At 67.4% G+C, this 18,904-nt stretch carries 18 protein-coding genes; 12 read left to right on the top strand and 6 right to left on the bottom strand.

The genetic code is table 11. The features are described 5' to 3' along the window. The first annotated feature begins 33 nt into the window (after window positions 1–33). Window positions 34–984, top strand: coding sequence for a glutathione synthase (gene gshB / locus AC07O0_RS15550; RefSeq protein WP_494624596.1), 951 nt, complete (start codon window positions 34–36; stop codon window positions 982–984). Here gshB and AC07O0_RS15545 read toward each other — a convergent pair. Together AC07O0_RS15545 and AC07O0_RS15540 are read right to left on the bottom strand one after the other, a co-directional pair. Further along, window positions 981–1,751 (bottom strand): hypothetical protein, encoded by a 771-nt coding sequence (locus AC07O0_RS15545; protein WP_494624595.1) that lies wholly within the window; start codon window positions 1,749–1,751, stop codon window positions 981–983. The two genes, gshB and AC07O0_RS15545, sit on opposite strands and share 4 nt — an antisense overlap. A gap of 67 nt (window positions 1,752–1,818) precedes the next feature. After that, entirely contained in the window at window positions 1,819–2,619 is an 801-nt protein-coding gene (locus AC07O0_RS15540; protein ID WP_494624991.1) for a HesA/MoeB/ThiF family protein, read from the bottom strand. Window positions 2,620–2,745: 126 nt separating this feature from the next. Between AC07O0_RS15540 and AC07O0_RS15535 the strand changes: the two genes are divergently transcribed. The 10 genes from AC07O0_RS15535 to AC07O0_RS15490 all read left to right on the top strand — a co-directional run bounded on the left by AC07O0_RS15535 (window position 2,746) and on the right by AC07O0_RS15490 (window position 12,684). Next, the gene (locus AC07O0_RS15535; protein ID WP_494624594.1) at window positions 2,746–3,516 is read left to right on the top strand and encodes an SDR family oxidoreductase; all 771 of its coding nucleotides are present in this window, start codon (window positions 2,746–2,748) and stop codon (window positions 3,514–3,516) included. Between the two features lie 131 nt (window positions 3,517–3,647). Beyond that, window positions 3,648–4,649 carry a BMP family lipoprotein gene (locus tag AC07O0_RS15530; RefSeq protein ID WP_494624592.1) on the top strand — a complete coding sequence of 334 codons (1,002 nt, stop codon included), beginning with the start codon at window positions 3,648–3,650 and terminating at the stop codon, window positions 4,647–4,649. Window positions 4,650–4,662: 13 nt separating this feature from the next. After that, window positions 4,663–6,195, top strand: coding sequence for an ABC transporter ATP-binding protein (locus tag AC07O0_RS15525; RefSeq protein WP_494624591.1), 1,533 nt, complete (start codon window positions 4,663–4,665; stop codon window positions 6,193–6,195). Then, the gene (locus AC07O0_RS15520) at window positions 6,192–7,292 is read left to right on the top strand and encodes an ABC transporter permease (RefSeq protein ID WP_494624590.1); all 1,101 of its coding nucleotides are present in this window, start codon (window positions 6,192–6,194) and stop codon (window positions 7,290–7,292) included. The genes AC07O0_RS15525 and AC07O0_RS15520 overlap by 4 nt, the downstream gene beginning before the upstream one ends. Before the next feature lie 3 nt (window positions 7,293–7,295). Next, window positions 7,296–8,267, top strand: coding sequence for an ABC transporter permease (locus AC07O0_RS15515; RefSeq protein ID WP_494624589.1), 972 nt, complete (start codon window positions 7,296–7,298; stop codon window positions 8,265–8,267). Beyond that, a complete protein-coding gene (locus AC07O0_RS15510; protein WP_494624588.1) occupies window positions 8,268–8,678 on the top strand; it encodes a cytidine deaminase in 411 nt (136 codons plus the stop codon). Window positions 8,679–8,739: 61 nt separating this feature from the next. Further along, window positions 8,740–9,552, top strand: a complete 813-nt coding sequence (locus tag AC07O0_RS15505; protein ID WP_494624586.1) for a purine-nucleoside phosphorylase — start codon at window positions 8,740–8,742, stop codon at window positions 9,550–9,552. A gap of 2 nt (window positions 9,553–9,554) precedes the next feature. Further along, complete coding sequence (gene deoC, locus AC07O0_RS15500) at window positions 9,555–10,316, top strand: deoxyribose-phosphate aldolase (protein ID WP_494624584.1); 762 nt, start codon at window positions 9,555–9,557, stop codon at window positions 10,314–10,316. Next, window positions 10,316–11,623: a thymidine phosphorylase gene (gene deoA, locus AC07O0_RS15495; RefSeq protein ID WP_494624582.1), complete on the top strand. Its 1,308-nt coding sequence runs from the start codon at window positions 10,316–10,318 to the stop codon at window positions 11,621–11,623. Before deoC ends, deoA begins: the two co-directional genes overlap by 1 nt. A 116-nt stretch (window positions 11,624–11,739) precedes the next feature. After that, entirely contained in the window at window positions 11,740–12,684 is a 945-nt protein-coding gene (locus AC07O0_RS15490) for a 2-hydroxyacid dehydrogenase (RefSeq protein WP_494624580.1), read from the top strand. A 2-nt stretch (window positions 12,685–12,686) separates the two neighbouring features. On the opposite strand, the gene AC07O0_RS15485 is transcribed toward AC07O0_RS15490, so the two are convergent. From AC07O0_RS15485 to AC07O0_RS15475, 3 genes are all read right to left on the bottom strand, one after another. Next, window positions 12,687–13,541 (bottom strand): C40 family peptidase, encoded by an 855-nt coding sequence (locus AC07O0_RS15485; protein WP_494624578.1) that lies wholly within the window; start codon window positions 13,539–13,541, stop codon window positions 12,687–12,689. 174 nt (window positions 13,542–13,715) lie between these two features. Continuing rightward, on the bottom strand, window positions 13,716–14,069 hold the full coding sequence (locus AC07O0_RS15480; RefSeq protein WP_126114561.1) for a MarR family winged helix-turn-helix transcriptional regulator: 354 nt from the start codon (window positions 14,067–14,069) through the stop codon (window positions 13,716–13,718). Between the two features lie 74 nt (window positions 14,070–14,143). Continuing rightward, window positions 14,144–15,529 carry a leucyl aminopeptidase family protein gene (locus AC07O0_RS15475; RefSeq protein WP_494624575.1) on the bottom strand — a complete coding sequence of 462 codons (1,386 nt, stop codon included), beginning with the start codon at window positions 15,527–15,529 and terminating at the stop codon, window positions 14,144–14,146. 138 nt (window positions 15,530–15,667) lie between these two features. On the opposite strand from AC07O0_RS15475, the gene AC07O0_RS15470 reads away from it, so the two are divergent. After that, window positions 15,668–16,525, top strand: a complete 858-nt coding sequence (locus AC07O0_RS15470; protein ID WP_494624573.1) for a tetratricopeptide repeat protein — start codon at window positions 15,668–15,670, stop codon at window positions 16,523–16,525. 136 nt (window positions 16,526–16,661) lie between these two features. Here AC07O0_RS15470 and AC07O0_RS15465 read toward each other — a convergent pair whose 3' ends face one another. Beyond that, window positions 16,662–18,863: a S8/S53 family peptidase gene (locus AC07O0_RS15465; RefSeq protein WP_494624571.1), complete on the bottom strand. Its 2,202-nt coding sequence runs from the start codon at window positions 18,861–18,863 to the stop codon at window positions 16,662–16,664. Window positions 18,864–18,904: the final 41 nt, after the last annotated feature.

Below are 18,904 nucleotides of genomic sequence, written 5' to 3'. Positions count from 1 at the left end.
CCGATATAACGGCCGCAACCGGAGCTTTCGCCCATGCCGCTGAACGTCGCCATCCAGATGGACCCGATCGAGAAGGTCCGCATCGCCGGCGACACCGGCTTCGCATTGATGCTCGAGGCGCAGGCCCGCGGGCACAAACTCTTCACCTATACGCCCGAGAAGCTGACCCTGCGCGACGGCAAGGTCACCGCCGTGATCAGCCCGGTCGAGGTGCGGGACGTGGAAGGCGACCATTACACGCTCGGTCAGCCCGAACGCACCGATCTTTCGACGCTCGACGTGGTGCTGCTGCGCCAGGATCCGCCCTTCGATATGGCCTATGTCTCCTCGACGCATATGCTCGAGCGTATCCATCCGAAGACGTTGGTGGTCAACGATCCCACCGAGGTCCGCAACGCGCCCGAAAAACTCTTCGTCACGCATTTCCCCGATCTGATGCCGCCGACGTTGATCACGCGCGATCGCGCCGAGATCGAGGCCTTCCGCGAGGAGTTCGGCGACATCGTGATGAAGCCGCTCTACGGCCATGGCGGCGCGACCGTGTTCAAGACCGGCAAGGGCGACCCAAATTTCGGCTCGCTCTACGACCTTTTCTCCAACCTCTTCCGCGAGCCCTGGGTGGTCCAGGCCTTCCTCAAGGAGGTCTCGGAGGGCGACAAGCGCATCATCCTGATCGACGGCAAGGCGGCAGGCGCTGTCAATCGCGTGCCGGCGGTCGGCGATCTGCGCGCCAACATGGTGCGCGGCGGCGCGGCCAGGCCGACGGACCTGTCGAAGCGCGAGCTCGAGATCTGCGAGCGCATCGGCCCGGCGCTCAGGGAGCGCGGCCTGCTGCTCGTCGGCATCGACGTGATCGGCGGCCGCCTGACCGAGATCAACGTCACCGCCCCGACCGGCGTGCGCGCCATCAAGAAGCTCGGCGGGCCGGATCTGGCGGCGCAGCTCTTCGATTTGATCGAGGCGAAGCGATCAGCTTCGGCCTAATTTTGCAGGCCTTTTCGTAGAGCTGGCTCGCTTGTCGAGGCATCGTTGCTCGCGCTCTTTCGAGCGCTGTGCTCGACCTTGTAACTGCGCCATCTCCGGGCATCCTGGTGAAAGGTCACGGTGTTCGCCTCCGTTTCCCCGTCACAAACGATCTCCCAACGCTCGTTGTAGGTGCGGAGCATGCCAACGAATGGAGGCGCATCAGGGGGAGTGCGGTCGACCTCGCTCAATAGGGTCACGCGCAAGGAGCTCAGGTCGCAGCTCTTCTTCTGGGTGATGTTCAGGGTGATGATTTTCTGAAGCTGATAGGCTGCCTTCGTGCCGATCCGGTCGACAGCGGGTATGGCATCGCTGCGTTCGGAACTCTGCAGCGGTGTCGAGCGAACCATCTCGGTTATCTGCTCCTTGGTCATAGGCTTGGGAAGGTTGAGGCCAAGCTTCTGAATGACCCGGGGACACCCCATCGTTTTCAGCCCACCCTCGAGTTGGGACACCATCACCAGGTGGTAATCATCGAGCTCCTTCTGCGCCCTGGCGGCGTCATCGGCTGTCTTGACCTTCGATGTAAATACCACTTCCCGCTGACGGGCGATCTCGATCGCTTCTTCCAGATCGGAGGTCGACAAGCCCTTCAGGGCCGCCTGAATCTCGGAACGGCAGCTCGGCTCGAGGATGCGATAGCTCGCGAGCCAGACCCAGGTGCTCTCGAACGCCTGCGCCGATGTCGACAGAATGCAAACGACAACACAAATGACCAGCCGGCGCATCGGTAATCCCTCTGCCAAGATCATAACCATGGCAAAGGACGCAAAAATTCAGATGAAACTCGTTAGATCAAATTGAAGCATTCGCTGTTGGGCTGCTGACCGCCCCGTTCAGCGGATTGTCCGGGTCCCAGCCGTATTTCATCGTCTCGAAGCGCATCGCCATCGCGTCGACGAGCAGGAGCTTGCCGACCAGCGGCTCGCCGAAGCCGGTGATCGCGCGGATCACCTCCAGCGCCATCATCGACCCCATCACGCCGGCGAGGGCGCCGAGCACGCCGGCCTCGGCGCAGGGCGCGACCGTGCCGGGCGGCGGCTCCTGCGGGAACAGGCAGCGATAGGTCGGATTGGGCCGCCCGTCGGCGCCGGTCTCATGCGCGCGGATCGTCGTCAGCGAGCCGTCGAAGCGGCCGAGCGCTGCCGTCACCAGGGGCTTTTTCTCGTGGAAGCAGGCATCCGAGACAGCATAGCGCGTCGCAAAATTGTCGGAGCCATCGGCGACGACGTCGTAGAAGGCGACGAGCGCGCGGGCATTGTGCGGGTCGATCCGCGTGACATATTCCTCGATCTCGACCCGCGGGTTGAGCCGCGTGACGAAATTGGCCGCCGCCACCACCTTGCGCGCCCCGATATCCTCCGCCCCGAAGATGATCTGCCGCTGCAGGTTCGAGAGCGAGACGTGGTCGTCGTCGACGATCCCGATCGTGCCGACGCCGGCGGCCGCGAGATAGGGGATCAGCGGTGCGCCCAGACCGCCCGCGCCGATCACCAGCACGCGGGCGCGCTTCAGCTTCGCCTGGCCGGGCCCGCCGATCTCCGGCAGCACCAGATGGCGGGCATAGCGCTCGATCTCGGCATCGTTCAGCGTCATGACCGGCAAGCTAGGCCGATCCGGCTTCGCCAGCAATCGGGCGCCATGCCGTGACAGGAAGCGGGTGTCCGCATCGGCCGCCCGCTGCGATCAGCCGTGCCGCATTCCCTGAATAAGGAGCAGGACATGACGGCACTGAAGGACAAGGTCGCGATCATCACCGGCGCGAGCTCCGGCATCGGCCGGGCAGCGGCGAAACTCTTCGCGGCCGAGGGCGCCAGGCTCGTGGTCACCGCGCGGCGGCAGAGCGAGCTCGATGCGCTTGTCGGCGAGATCAAGGCGCAAGGCGGTGAAGCGATCGCCGTTTCCGGCGACATCCGCGAGGAGGCATTGGCGAAGCGCCTGGTCGAGACCGCGACCGGGCGCTTCGGCGGACTCGATATCGGCTTCAACAATGCCGGCATCATCGGCGAGCTCGGCCCGATCGGCCAGATGACGAGCGCGAACTGGCAGGAGGTGATCGCGGTCAACCTGACCAGCGCTTTCCTCGGCGCCAAATATCAGACACCGGCGCTGGAAGCGCGCGGCGGCGGCTCGCTGATCTTCACCGCAAGCTTCGTCGGCCATACCGCCGGACTTGCCGGCATGTCAGTCTACGCCGCCAGCAAGGCCGGGCAGATCGGCCTGGTGAAGGCGCTCGCAGCCGAGCTCGGCGGCAAGCGCATCCGCGTCAATGCCCTGCTGCCGGGGGGTACCGACACGCCGGCCAGCATCACCAACGATCCGACCGCCGGTCCTGAGGTCACCGCCTTCGTCGAGGGCATCCATGCCCTCAAGCGCATGGCACAGCCCGAGGAGATCGCCCGGGCCGCGCTGTTCCTGGCATCGGACGCGTCGAGCTTCGTCACCGGCACGGCCTTCCTCGCCGATGGCGGCGTCTCGATCCAGCGCGGCTGAGCGACTGTTCATATGTGACATATATCGCCAGGCGGGCCCGCAAGCCCGCTTGGCCCCGCCGGCAAGCCGTGCCATCGTGACCCCAGGCAGGAATGGCGCAACCATTCCGCGTGTGACAGGGGAACGGCTCGATGCGTTTGAAATCTCTCGCGCTCGCTCTGGCGGGCGTCGCCCTCTCGGCCATGACGGCCATGGCCCAGACCGCGATCAAGCCGGCGATCGTCTATGACAAGGGCGGCAAGTTCGACAAATCCTTCAATGAGGGCGTCTTCGCCGGCGCCGAGAAGTTCAAGGCCGAGACCGGCGTCGAGTTCCGCGATTTCGAGCCGACCAACGATGCCCAGATCGAGCAGGCGCTGCGCCGCTTCGCCCGCGACGGCCATTCCCCCATCATCGCCGTCGGCTTCTCGCAGGCGACCGCGCTGCAGAAGGTCGCGGCCGAGTTCCCCAATCTCAAATTCACCATCATCGACATGGTGGTCGAGCTGCCGAACGTGCAGTCGGTGGTGTTCAAGGAGCATGAGGCCTCCTATCTCGTCGGCCTCATCGCCAGCCTCGCCTCGAAGACCGGCAAGGTCGGCTTCGTCGGCGGCATGGACATCCCGCTGATCCGCAAATTCGCCTGTGGCTATGTCCAGGGCGTCAAGGCCGGCAAGAAGGACGCCGAGATCTTCCAGAACATGACCGGCTCGACCCCGGCCGCCTGGAACGACCCGGTCAAGGGCGGCGAGCTCGCCAAGTCGCAGATCGATCGCGGCGCCGACGTGATCTACCACGCCGCCGGCGGCACCGGCATCGGCGTGCTGCGCGCCGCGGCCGACGCCGGCAAGCTCGGCATCGGCGTCGATTCCAACCAGAACATGCTGCATCCCGGCAAGGTGCTGACCTCGATGCTGAAGCGCGTCGACGTCGCCGCCTACAGCTCCTTCAAGGCCGCGCGCGACGGCAACTGGGTGGCCGGCGTCTCCGCGCTCGGGCTGAAAGAGGACGGCGTCGGCTGGGCGCTCGACGACAACAACAAGGCGCTGATCACGCCCGAGATGAAGGCCGCCGCCGACAAGGCCCGCGCCGACATCATCGCCGGCACCGTCAAGGTCCACGACTACATGTCGGATTCCAAATGCACGATGTGAGCGCGGCCCGCCGGTGACGAGCCCGCACCCCGCCATCGAGCTCAGCGGCATCAGCAAGGCCTTCGGCCCGGTCAAGGCCAATAAGGCCGTCTCGCTCACCGTCGCCGCCAGCTCGATCCACGGCATCGTCGGCGAGAATGGTGCCGGCAAGTCGACGCTGATGTCGATCCTCTACGGCTTCTACGAGGCCGATGCCGGCGAGATCCGGATCAGTGGAGAACCGTGCCGGATCCGCTCCTCCTCGGACGCGATCGCTGCCGGGATCGGCATGGTGCACCAGCACTTCATGCTGGTCGAGCCGCTCTCGGTGGTCGAGAACATCGTGCTCGGCGCCGAGGGCGGGGCGCTTCTCAAGGGCGGCATCGGCAAGGCGCGAGCCGAGCTGGCGCGGCTGTCCCAGGAGTACGGCCTCGCCATCGACCCCGACGCGATCGTCGGTACGCTCTCGGTCGGCCTGCAGCAGCGCGTCGAGATCCTGAAGGCGCTCTATCGCGGCGCCGAAGTCCTGATCCTCGACGAACCAACGGCGGTGCTGACCCCGGCAGAAGCCGACCAGCTCTTCGAACTGCTGCGGGCGCTGAAGGCGCAGGGCAAGACGGTGATCCTGATCACCCACAAGCTGCGCGAGATCATGGCGGTGACCGACCGGGTCTCGGTGATGCGGCGCGGCGAGATGGTCGCCCATGTCGAGACGGACAGGACCTCGCCGGCCGAGCTCGCCGAGGCGATGGTCGGCCGGCGCGTGCTGCTGCGCGTCGAAAAAAGCCCGCGCCAGCGCGGCGCGCCGGTGCTGGAGGCGGCCGGCCTGACCGTGATCGACGAGCGCGGCTGCGAGACGCTGCGCGACGCCAGCCTGACATTGCACGAGGGTGAGATCGTCGGCATCGCCGGCGTCGCCGGGAACGGCCAGAGCGAATTGCTCGACGTGCTCGCCGGCCTGACCCAACCGGCGCGCGGCGTGGTCCGGCTCGGCGGCAAGATCCTCAATGCCACCGACCGCAATCCGGCCAATCTGCGCCGGCTCGGCCTGATGCACATCCCGGAGGACCGTTTGCGGACCGGCCTCGTCACCGCCTTCGCCGCGGCCGAGAACGCGATCCTCGGCTATCATGACGATCCGGCTTTCGGGCGAGGCCCCTTCCTGTCGCCGACCCTCGTCGAACAGCATGCCCGCGCCGGCATGCAGGATTACGATGTCCGCCCGGTCGATCCGGCCTTGAAGACGGCGAAGTTCTCCGGTGGCAACCAGCAGAAGATCGTGCTCGCCCGCGAGATCGAGCGGGCGCCAAAGGTGCTACTGGTCGGCCAGCCGACCCGCGGCGTCGATATCGGCGCGATCGAGTTCATCCATCGCCGCCTGATCGCCCTGCGCGATCAGGGTGTCGCGATCCTGCTCGTCTCGGTCGAGCTGGAAGAGGTGATGGCGCTGTCCGACCGCATTCTCGCGCTCTGCGGCGGCCAGGTCACTGGGGAGCGCGAGGCGGTGGCGACCGACGAGCGCGATCTCGGCCTGCTGATGGCCGGCGTCAGCGAGCGCGCGGCATGAGCGCGGCCCCGATCGAACTTCCCCGCTGGGCCGATACCGCGCTGGTGCCGCTGGTCTCGGTCGCGGCGGCGCTCGTCGTCGCCGGACTGGTCGTGCTCTCGATCGGCGAAAGCCCGCTGGAGGCGACGGCGCTCTTGCTGAAGGGCTCGCTCGGCAGCCTCGAAGGGCTCGGCTTCACGCTCTACTACACCACCAATTTCATCTTCACCGGCCTTGCCGTCGCGGTCGCCTTCCATGCCGGCCTGTTCAATATCGGCGGCGAGGGCCAGGCAACCATCGCCGGCATCTTCGCCGCGCTCGCCTGCCTCTGGCTCGCGCCTTTGCCGGGCATCCTCTTGGTGCCGCTCGCCATTCTCGCCGCCGCGGCAGGCGGGGCGCTCTGGGCCTTCATCCCAGGCTATCTCCAGGCGACGCGCGGCAGCCATGTCGTGATCACCACGATCATGTTTAACTTCATCGCCGCGACGCTGATCGTCTACCTCCTGGTCGAGGTGATGGGGAAAGCCGGCTCGATGCAGCCGGAGACCCCGGATTTTCCCAAGCAGGCGGTGCTGGCGCCGATCCACGAACTGCTCGGCGCCTTCGGTCTGAAGCTGCCCTCGACGCCGCTCAACACCTCGTTCCTGCTGGCATTGGCATCGCTTGTCGCGGTCTGGGCACTGATCTACCGCTCGCGGCTCGGCTATGCGATCCGCACCGTCGGCGCCAATCCGCGCGCCGCCGCCTATGCCGGCATCTCGCCGGCGCGGATCATCATGGTGGCGATGGCGATCTCGGGTGCGCTTGCCGGCGGGCTCGCGGTCAACGAAGCCATGGGCGTACAGCACCGGCTGGTGCTCGATTTCACCGCCGGCTACGGCTTCGTCGGCATCGCGGTCGCGCTGATGGGACGCGGGCATCCGGCCGGCGTCGGCCTCGCCGCCCTGCTCTTCGGCGTGCTCTATCAGGGCGGGGCGGAGCTCTCCTTCGACAAGCCGACCATCACCCGCGACATGGTCGTGGTGATCGGCGGCATCGTCATCCTCTTCGCCGGGGCGCTCGACGGCCTGTTCCGGCGGCTGGTGGCGAGCGTGCTCAATCTCGGGCGCGGAGGCTAGGCGATGGAAATCGTCCAGACCCTCGCCGTCATCCTGGATTCGACGATCCGGCTGTCGATCCCACTGCTCTGCGCGGCGCTTGCCGGGCTCTGGTCGGAACGCTCCGGCGTCGTCGACATCGGCCTTGAAGGCAAGATGCTGATCGCCGCCTTCGCCTCGGCCGTCGTCGCCTATCATAGCGGCTCGGCCTGGGCAGGCCTCGGCGCCGGCATGCTCGCCGCAATCGCCTTGTCGCTGGTGCACGGCTTTGCCGCGATCACCTGGCGCGGCAACCAGATCGTCTCCGGTGTCGCGATCAACATGCTGGCGGTCGGGCTCACCGCCATCCTCGGCAATGCCTGGTACGGCCAGGGCGGACGCACGCCGAACCTCGAAGGCGCCGCCCGATTTCCCGAGCTCGATTTGCCACTGGTCGGGCCGATCAAGGAGATCCCGGTCCTCGGCCCGATCTACGACATCGCCATCTCCGGCCATACCGCGCCGGTCTATCTCGCGGTGCTCGCCCTCATCCTGACGGCGCTGACCTTGAAGCACACGCGGTTCGGCCTGCGCCTGCGCGCCGTCGGCGAGAACCCGGCTGCGGTCGATACCGCCGGCGTCTCGGTCGCCGGTCTGCGCTATGCCGCGGTGATCATCTGCGGCGCGCTTTGCGGTTTGGGAGGCACCTATCTCGCCGTTTCGCAATCGGCGGGTTTCCTGCCTCAGATGACCGCCGGCAAGGGCTTCATCGCGCTCGCCGCCGTAATCTTCGCCAATTGGCGGCCCTGGCCGGCGCTGTTCGCCTGCCTGCTCTTCGGCCTGCTCGACGCGATCGCGATCCGGCTTCAGGGCGTCGTCCTGGCCGGCATCGGCCAGGTCCCGGTGCAGGCGATCCAGGCGCTGCCCTATGTGATGACGGTGGTGCTGCTCGCCGGCTTCATCGGCAAGGCGACGCCGCCCAAGGCCTCCGGCCTGCCCTATGTGAAAGAACGCTGAGTGTCCGCCGAACCCGACCTCGACGCCCTCTTTGCCGCTGCCCGGACAGCGCAAAAGCGAGCCTATGCCCCCTATTCGCGCTTCAAGGTCGGCGCCGCCATCCTCGCCGATGACGGCTCTGTCTATCCCGGCTGCAATGTCGAGAACGCCGCCTATCCCGTCGGCGCTTGCGCCGAGGCCGGCGCGATCTCGGCGATGATCGCCGGCGGCGCGCACGCCATCCGGGCGATCGTCGTCATCGGTGACGGCGCCGAGCTGGTGACGCCCTGCGGCGCCTGCCGCCAGCGCATCCGCGAATTCGCCGCGCCGGAGACGCCAATTCTCATCGCCGGGCCGGACGGCATCCGCGCCCGTTTTTCGCTGGCCGAGCTGTTGCCAGCCTCGTTCGGACCGGCCAATTTGCCGAAGTGATTTGCGGGCACGTTCAAGGTGACCCGACGAGCGCGGGCAACGCGCCGATGGAGCAGACAACATGGCAGCGGATGCGCTTTTCGACCAAGCGGCATCGACACTGATCGATCGTGGCATCGATGGCGGCATCGACTGCGCCATCGTGCTCGGCACCGGGCTCGGCAGGATCATCGACGACATGGTCGAGCCGATCTCGATCCCCTTCGAGGAGATTCCCGGCTTTCCGAAGGGCTCGGTCTCCGGCCATGCCAAGCGGCTGAGTTATGGCGTGCTGCATGGCAAGCGCGTGCTGGTCTTCGAGGGCCGCGCGCATTTCTACGAGACCGGCGACCCCGCCATCATGCGCGTGCCGCTCGGCATGCTCACCGCCTTCGGCTCGCCGCCACTGGTGCTGACCAATGCCGCAGGCTCGCTGCGGCCGGATCTGCGGCCCGGCAGCCTGGCGCTGATCACCGACCACATCAACTACAACGGTCCCAACCCGCTGGTCGGCGATACCGGCGACGGCCGTTTCGTGCCGATGATCGACGCCTATGACCCGCATCTGCGCGCCCGACTGAAGAAGGCGGCCTCCGCCAGCGGCGCCAATATGGGCGAGGGCGTCTATATGTGGTTCTCGGGACCGAGCTTCGAGACACCAGCCGAGATCAAGATGGCCAAGATGCTGGGTGCCGATCTCGTGGGGATGTCGACCGTGCCGGAGGTGATCCTGGCGCGTCGCTACGGCCTGCGTGTCGCCGGCATCTCGATCGTCACCAATATGGGGGCGGGCATTTTGGGCGGCGCGCCCAGCCATGGCGAGACGCGCGACGTCGCCGCGACCGCGACCACGGCGCTGCGGCGCGTGCTGCGCGCCTTCCTGAGCGAGCTCTGACCATGTCCGACGCCGATCTCGCTTTGCGCGCTTTGCGCCTGCTCGACCTGACCGATCTCTCCGACCAGGCGAGCGAGACCGGCACGCTGCAGCTCTGCGCCCGCGCCGTCGCGGCGCCCGGCCCGGTCGCGGCGATCTGCATCTGGCCGCAATTCGTCAAGCTGGCGCGCCAAACGCTGAAGAACTCGCCGGTCCGAATCGCGACTGTGATCAACTTCCCGGCCGGCGGCAGCAATTGCAGCCCGATCGGCAGCGACATCTCCGAGGCGATCGCCGATGGCGCCGACGAGATCGACCTCGTGCTGCCCTGGCGCGCCTTCCTCGTCGGCGATGTCGACATCGCCCGCGATATGCTGGCCGAGGCCCGGGCCGGTTGCGGCGACAAGACACTGAAAGTCATCCTCGAAACCGGCGAATACCCGGATCAGATCTCGGTGCGGGCCGCATCCGAGCTCGCCATCGCTGCCGGCGCGGATTTCATCAAGACCTCGACCGGCAAGACCAAGACATCCGCCACAACGGCGGCCGCCCGCACCATGCTGGAAGCGATCAAGGCCTTGGGCAAGCCGGTCGGCCTGAAGCCCTCCGGCGGCCTCCGCACGCTCGCCGACGCCAGGATCTATCTCGACCTCGCCGACGAGATCATGGGACCGGGTTGGGCGACGGCGAAGACCTTCCGCTTCGGCGCCAGCGGCCTCTACGGCGTGCTCGCCGATATCATCGCCGGCACCGCCCCGGCCGAACGGACCGACGGAGCCTATTGATGCGCCTGCCGCAGGAGATCATCGCCGCCAAGCGCGACGGCGAGCGCCTGAGCGCCCAGGACATCCGCCAGATGATCGCGGGCCTGACCGATAGCTCGGTCAGCGAGGGCCAGGCGGCCGCCTTCGCCATGGCGATCTTCTTCCGCGACATGGATGCCGAGGAGCGCGTCGCGCTGACGCTGGCCATGCGCGATTCCGGCACGGTGCTGGACTGGCGCGACCTGCCAGGCCCGGCGCTCGACAAGCACTCGACCGGCGGTGTCGGTGACACGGTCTCGCTGCCGCTGGCAGCGGCGGTCGCGGCCTGCGGCGGCTATGTCCCGATGATCTCGGGCCGCGGCCTCGGCCATACCGGCGGCACGCTCGACAAGCTCGATGCGGTGCCGGGTTATGTCACCCAGCCGGGCATCGACCTGTTCCGCCATGTCGTGCGCGAAGTGGGCTGCGCCATCATCGGCCAGACTGCCGATCTCGCCCCGGCCGACAAGCGGCTCTATGCGATCCGCGACGTCACCGGCACGGTCGAATCGATCCCGCTGATCACCGCCTCGATCCTGTCGAAGAAGCTCGCCGCCGGCCTGCACGGCCTCGCCATGGACGTGAAGTTCGGCTCCGGCGCCTTCATGCGCGATTTCGACAAGGCCGAGGCGCTGGCGCAGAGCCTCAGCGATGTCGGCAATGGCGCCGGCCTTCCGACACGGGCGCTGCTCACCGACATGAGCGAACCGCTGGCCTCGGCCGCCGGCAATGCGCTCGAAGTTGCCTATGCGCTCGACCATCTCACCGGGCGGCGGCGCGAGCCGCGCTTCCACCAGGTCACGGTGGCGCTGTCAGCGGAGATGCTGCTGCTCGGCCGGCTTGCTGCGACCCGCGAGGAAGCGGTCGCCAGGATCGAGGACGCCTTCGCCAGCGGCGCTGCGGCGGAACGCTTCATCCACATGATCGCGGCGCTCGGCGGCCCGGCCGACCTGCTGGAGCATCCCGAGCGGCACTTTCCGCGGGCTCCGATCGTCCGTCCGGTCTTCTCCGACCGGCCCGGCCTGGTCGAGGCGATCGACACGCGCGGCGTCGGCCTCGCCGTCGTCGCGCTCGGCGGCGGGCGCACCCGGCCGCAGGACGAGATCGACCATGCCGTCGGGATCACCGAGCTCGCCGGGCTCGGCGAGCGGGTCGGGCCCGACCGCCCACTCGGTATCATCCATGCTCGCAGCGAGGCCGGCTTCGACGCCGCCCGCATCCGCCTGAAGAGCGCCTATCGCCGTGGCGAAACCGCTGTTACGCGTGGGCCGCTGATCATCCCAGCCTAGAGCATTTTCGCGTTTCTTCGAATCGCAGAAATGCTCTAGACCTTTGTTTTGTCGCATTTTCTTCACGCGAACCGGTGTCCACTTCGCTTGAAAATGCTCTAGGAAAGTTTCCGCTTATGAGTCTGCTTCTGGCGATCACCGGCTGGCATGTCGAGAGCTGGCGGGCGCGCTTCGCGGCGCTGCTGCCGGACTTGCCGATCGTCACGCTCGGCGAACCATTCGACCGGCGCGCCGTCCATTATGTCGCGAGCTGGAAGCATCCCGAGGGCAGCCTTGCCGGACTGCCCAATCTCGCCGCGATCTTCTCGCTCGGCGCCGGCGTCGACCATCTCTTCGCCGACAGCCGCCTGCCCGAGGTGCCGATCGCGCGGGTGATCGACCCCGATCTGACGACGCGGATGAGCGAATATGTCGTCATGCACTGCCTGATGCAGCTGCGCCAGCAGCGCCGCTACGACCGGCAACAGCAAGAGAAGTCCTGGGATGACGATCGCCACCAGCCGGCGGCGCGCGAAGTGCGCGTCGGCATCATGGGGCTCGGCGAACTCGGGCAAGATGCGGCGCGCAAGCTCCAGATCATCGGCTTCGACGTCGCCGGCTGGAGCCGCTCGCCAAAGACGATCGAGGGGCTTGCCACCTTCTCAGGCGAGGACGGCCTGGCGGCCTTCCTCGCCCGCAGCGACATTCTGGTCAGCTTGCTGCCGCACACCCCGGAGACGCATGGCATCCTGAACCGCCCGCTGCTTGCAAGCCTCGCCCGCAATGGACGGCTCGGCGGGCCGGCGCTGATCAATGCCGGGCGCGGAAAACTGCAGGTCGAGACCGACATCCTGGCAGCACTGGACGCCGACGAACTGCGCGAAGCGGTGCTCGACGTCTTCCAGACCGAGCCGCTGCCGCAGGACTCGCGCCTCTGGACCCATCCGGCCGTGACGGTGACACCGCACAACTCCGCCATGTCGGCGCCCGAGACGGTCGCCGACCAGATCGCGGCGCAGATCCGGCGGCTGGAGGCCGGCGGCGAGCTGCAGAACGTCGTCGATCCCAGCCGGGGCTACTGAGCCTATAACCGCCGGATTGCGGTGATCGGCCCGCCGTTGCGGGCGAGGATGCGGTCACGCGCCGGGCGCAGGGGCTCGCTGATCACGCTCATCGTGAAGGCGGTGGCGTGCAGCAGCGTCTCCGGGTCGGTCATGATGCCGACATGGCCCTTCCAGAAGACGAGGTCGCCGCGGCGCAGGCCATCCAGACCGTCATCGAAGGCGACGGCCTCGCCGAGGCCCCGCTCCTGCATGTCGGAATCGCGCGGGGCGGCCACACCCGCAGCCGCAAGCGAGAGCTGGACGAGGGCCGAGCAGTCGAGGCCGAGGCTGGTCTTGCCGCCCCAGAAATAGGGCGCATTGAGGAAGCGCTCGGCGACGGCGACGAAATCCGGCTCGTGCCGATCGCGTGGGACAAGATGCTGCTTGAAGATGTGGCCGCCACGCGCGGTGGTGAAGAAATCGCCGCTCTCGCCGGTGACCGCCAGCCCGGCATTGATCGACAGCGCCTCCAGCGGTGGCAGTTTGATCGAGGGTCCGGGGTAAACGAAGGTCCGCAGCGCGCAGACGCGATGCGTCGGCACAGCTGCGTCGCCCGCCAGGCAGTCCTCGGGCAGGTAGCCGACATAGGAATCGCCGACGAGTTGCCCCCAGGCCCAGCCCTCGTGTTGCTCGTAGACTCGGACGGCCTCGCCGGCGAGCGCCTCGGTATCGAGCGGCGCATCCGGCCGCGGCTCGCGCCGCAGCGCCGCCGAGGGTGTGACCACCCGCATCGGGATCGGATCGGCGAAGACCAGCGCCTCGACCTTGCCGTCGAGATGACGGGCGGCGAGGTCCGGGCGGGCGGGAGTGAGGCGGCGGTCGAGATTCGTGCTCATAGCGGCAGTGTATTCGCTGTCGCCCCTTGAAGAAATGCGCGAGTCGTCCCGGGCGAAGCGAAGCGCAGACCCGGGACCCATGCCGGAACGGTTCAGGCATGGGTCCCGGATCGGCGCGGCTTCGCCGCTTGTCCGGGACGACTTGCACCCCTTTAAGAACGCCAGAGGCTCTATTCAGGCCGGGCCGAGCTCGCGGGCCCGCGCCGTGACGAGATCGGCGAGATGCTCGACCGCCAGGGCGCCCGCGACGGTCCGCTGAATGACCACATTGCGCTTGTCGAACTCGTCGCGCTTGCGGCTGACGAGGCCGAGCTTGCCCATGCTGTCGAGGGCGCGGGTGATCACCGGCTTGGTGACGCCGAGGCGCGCCGCGAGCCCGCGCACGGTGTGCGGCGGCAGCTCCAGATAGATGGTCAGCAGGATCGCGGTCTGGCGAACCGAAAGGTCGGACTGGGTATCGCGCACCAGGTCGAGATGAACCTCGCGCCAGAGCTTGAGCGCCTGCGTCGGCTTGATCTCCAGCGCCATGCCGCCCCCGATCGTTACGGGGCCGTATCATTATCGCACCGCCGCGCCCGTGCAACCGAAGTCGCAGGGCAGGCTTAACGGGCGCCGTAGAACTGCTTCGCCAGCGCATATGTCAGTCGCGCCGCCTGGCACTCGCCGCCCTCGGGACGCCCCGGCTTGGTCGAGGGATTCCAGCCATAGATGTCGAAATGGGCATAGGAGCGGCTCTTCTCGACGAAACGATTGAGGAAGAGCGCGGCCGTCACCGAGCCGGCGAAGGCACCGCCGGAGACGTTGTTGAGGTCGGCGATCTTGGAATCGAGCATTCCGTCATAGGGCGGCCAGAGCGGCATGCGCCAGACCGGGTCGTTCACGAGCGTGCCCAAGCGGGTGATCTCGGCGGCGAGCCCATCATCATGGGTGTAGAAGGGCGGCAGATCGGGCCCGAGCGCGACGCGCGCGGCGCCGGTCAGCGTCGCGAAATCGACCAGCAATTCGGGCGACTCCTCGTCGGCGAGCGCCAGCGCATCAGCGAGGATGAGCCTGCCCTCGGCGTCGGTGTTGCCGATCTCGACGGTCAGGCCTTTCCGGCTCTGCAACACGTCGCCAGGGCGGAAGGAGGAACCGGAAACGACGTTCTCCACCGCCGGCACCAGCAGGCGCAGGCGGACCTTCAGCTTGGCCTGCATGATCATCCGCGCCGCCGCGATCGCCGCCGCCGCGCCGCCCATGTCCTTCTTCATCAGCAACATGCCGGCATCGGTCTTGAGATTGAGCCCGCCGGTGTCGAAGGCGACGCCTTTGCCGACCAGGGTCAACTTGGGATCGCCTTCCTTGCCCCAGCGCAGATCGATCAGCCGCGGCGCGCGGGTCGAGGCCCGGCCGACGGCATGGATCATCGGAAAATTGGCCGCAAGCAGATCGTCACCGACGGTACTGCTGACCTCGGCTCCATAGGTCTCGCCAAGGGCGCGCACGGCCGACTCGATCTCGGCCGGGCCGAGATCGGCGGCGGAGGTGTTGACGAGGTCGCGCGCCAGCGTGCTCGCCTCAGCAAGATTGGTCAGCTCGTCGCCATCGACGCCTTCGGGCAGGACGAGCCGCGCAGTGACCGGCTTCGGCTTGCGATAGCGCTCGAAGCGATAGGCGGTGAGGAGCCAGCCGAGCGCCGCGAGAACGGGCTCGCCGATATCGCCCGCCAGAGCGTAGTCGCCAGCTGGCAAGGTCGTGGCAAGGCGCCCGGGCGCGAACGGATCACGGCGGCGCGACCCGGTCGGATCGACCCCGAGCAGCACGGCCGAGAGCGCGCCGGCAGCGTCAGGCAGCAGGACGTGCTGGCCCGGCCGGGCCTCGAAAGCTTGCGCCTGCGCGAAGCTGCGCGCCACCGGCGCCAGACCGTCGCGCAGAGCCGGCCAATCGGCCTTGGCGACACAATGGACGGGGATGGCTGAGGTTCCGGCAGGCAGCAGCAACGGATGCACGATCGACGACCTCGAATGACGGAATTGCAGGCGACAGCATGCAAGGCCAGCGCCGACCCGCATGATTAACAGTCCGTTAGGGTTAACGTTTTATCACCGCGGATGACAGTTTTCCCGTACCGGCGAGGCTATCCGGCCGTGTCCATCCGCATCCGCGCATCCCGTTTCGGCCATCTCGTTGCGATCTCGGCTCTCTGTCTGGCGCTCGGCGCCTGTCAGATGCGCGGCGGCCCCGGCGACGTCACCGGCTCGATCGGCACCCGGCAGACCCAGCCGCGCACCGAAGCGCAGTGGCGCGGCGAGGAAGCGGAGTGGGGCCCCCGCTATGAGGCGAATCCCAAGGACCGCAACGCCGCCTTCTTCTACGCCCGTGCCCTGCGCGCGCTCGACAAGAATGCCCAGGCGCTCGCGGTTCTGCAGGGGGCCGTGCTGGTCCATACCGAAGATCGCGAGCTTCTCGGCGCCTATGGCCGCTCGCTCGCCGACAACGGTCGGCTCAAGCAGGCCGACGAGGTGTTGAGCAGCGCCCATCTGCCGGAAAAACCCGATTGGCGGATCCTGTCCGCGCAAGGCACCGTCGCGGACCAGCTCGGCGAGCACGACCGCGCCCAGCAGATCTATGCGACCGCGCTGAAGCTGGCGCCGAACGAACCGACCGTGATGTCCAATCTCGGCCTGTCGCTGGCGTTGTCCAAGCAATTGCCGCAGGCCGAACGTGTCCTGCGCGAAGCCGCCGCCATTCCCGGCAGCGATGCCAGGGTGCGTCAGAACCTCGTTCTGGTGCTGGGCCTGCAAGGTCGTTTCCAGGAAGCCGAGCAGCTTGCCCGTCAGGACATGAGCCCGGCCGAGGCTTCGGCGACTATTGCCTATCTGCGCCGGTCGGTCAGCCAGCCGAACAGCTGGGACATGCTGCGCGGCGGCAAGGCCAAGCCGGCAGCGCGCACTGCGGCCCCAACCAAGACGCCGGAAGACGACACGGAGTCGGTGAAGGGCTGAAGGTGGTCAACGGCCTCCGGGGTTTCCTGGCTGCCGATCAGCTTCTGTGTCCTCGGCCGGCCGATGCGGCGCTTTTCCCGGAGGCGACGTCGCGCTGAGATGTCCCGGTCGTCGTCCCGCAGCAGCAGGCGCCTGATCAGTCGGGTATCCTGGCGTCGAGGACCCCCGCGCCGATCCGCCCATGTAGCGGATCCTCGCCGGATTGCCGCATCTGATCGGAAGAGGCAGGCCGGGGTTTCAGGTCGAGCTTGGCGGTGATGTCCTGTTGCTGCAGGCTATTGCCGGTCTTGGATGTGTTGCCTCCCCCCCGCAGCAGGCGAAGCGCGCGCGCACGGGCGACTTGCGGCGCCGCCGCGCTGGTTCCCGACAGCCGGCCTATCGATCCGCTGCGGGTTCCGGCCGCGCGGATGCCGGGCATAACCGGGGAGTGGTCGGAGGCGGCGGCGCAAGTCACCTTCTTGCCGGATGACGATCTGAGGGTGCCCGCGGCGCTATAGGGCGCCGGCAGATCCGGACCGGCGGCCGAGTGGGCAACGACGCCCCCCACCACGATGACCTCGTCACGGGTCGCCAGGCCGTTCAGACTGCCAAAGCGACGCGTGAACTTGGCGTTCTGGTCATCCTGCTGCCGGCGGCCATCCTGCGCGAACACCGGGTCTTTCGGATGGTCGAAATAACTTTGGCGACCGTGATGCAACGGGTGGGCGATGTTGCGGTCGCGCTGGATGCGGCATGAGATGATCCTGCCCTCTCCTCGCGCATGGCTGGCATCGATATCGACGCGCCACAGCCCCGCGGGCGCGCCGCCCGGCGTTGTTCCGGCGGTTTCTGTCGGCGCGAGGATGACCATGACGCGCCAGCGGGCCTCGCGGAACTTGTCGATGCTCACCTGGCCATAGGTCCGCCCGTCGATCGCAAGCGGCCACAACGTCTGCGGTGGCGTCTGGGTCGTACTCGCTTCGACCATGTCGGCGCGCCAGCGGATGCCCCCCGGTCCGGTGATGCGCGGCGGCTCGGGTATCGCGCCGGAGTTGCCCTCCACTTCGGCCGGATACCAGATTTCGAGGTAGTTGGCCGTCCGATCATTGGGCTGGATGCGCCATGGGATGCTGAAGCGATCGTCTTCCTGCCGATTTTCGGCCGAGATTTCCGCATGCAACGCGCCGAGAAACTGATTGCCGGAGGGCATCACCAGCTCTGTCGACGCATTCGTCTCCTGTCTGCGGGCTCGAATGAGGGCGCCGATCGCGTCCTCGAGCCGGTCATTGCCGTCATGCGGGCCGCCGGTGAAGCCGAAGCTGAAGTTGATCACCAGCGGCAGCGGTCCGGTGCCGTAAGCTTCCGCGATCTTGTCGGCGCGGTCGAAGATGTAGTGGAAGGCACTGAGGATGTAGGCGTCCTTGCCGAAGCCGACGGAGTCCATCACGATCGGCGCCGGCAGTTCGACGCCGATCAGACGGATACGATCCAGTTCGGCGGATGTGGTGTCCTCGCCCCAGGAGCCGGCGGCCAGATGCAGCACGTGAGCGCCGTGCGCGTTCAGGCCGAGGACGGGTTGTGCCATACCATTGCGTCGAATCGAGCCGGCCGCGCGATAGAAGGCATCCTCGTCGTCGCCTTCCCGCTTCAGCAAGTCCGCCAGCGTCTCGCGGGTATGCTCGCGGCCGAAGAGGACGGTGCGATTGTCCGCCTGGCCGGCGATCTCGGCCGATTGCAGCCAGCAGAACTCCATGCGCGGCTCGTTCCCGGCGTCGCGCAGCGCCGGATGGGCATAGGCAAGACCGTCGTCGATGACGGCCATGATCACCAGCGGCGCGCCCGCGTGGCCGCCGCGCGCGAGCTCCGTCTTGAGGCGGGCATTCGGCCGCAATGTCGGCTCGCGCCTTATCTCCGCCTCGGCGAAGGACCGGTCGAAGGTTTCCGGTGGCAGGGGTGCGTTGAGCCGGAAGCCATGGTGAGGCTTGGGTGCGACCTCGACGAAGGGCGGGATCGGAAAATTGGCGACTCCGAGCATGAACAGACGAAGGTCGGCGAGAGCAAGCGATCGCTCGGTACTGGCGATCGGTTCGAAGATGAGCGGCAGGAAGGCGGTACCACCTGCCGCCTCGAGCGTGGCGCCGTCACGCCAGATGGTCGGGCGATGGGCCGTGCCCAACTTGTTGATCACCAGCGGCTTCGCCGTTTTGAAGAGCTGATGCGTCGCTGGCAGCTCGGCGAGAGCGCTGACGAACGAGGCGCCGGCCAGCTTTCCATGAGGGCTGGCATAGGACTGCCCTTCATCGCCGAAAACCCAGGACTCGTAGGGCCCGTCCAGCCGGGCGAGCGTGTCGGTCGCCATCATGGCCTCCTGATGCACTTCGTCGTTTTAGGATTGCGCCT

It is taken from the genome of Allobosea sp. GW821-FHT10B12, from assembly GCF_059415545.1.
The sequence above is the reverse complement of the archived record's forward strand: the minus strand, read 5'-3'. Positions and strand labels throughout refer to the sequence as shown.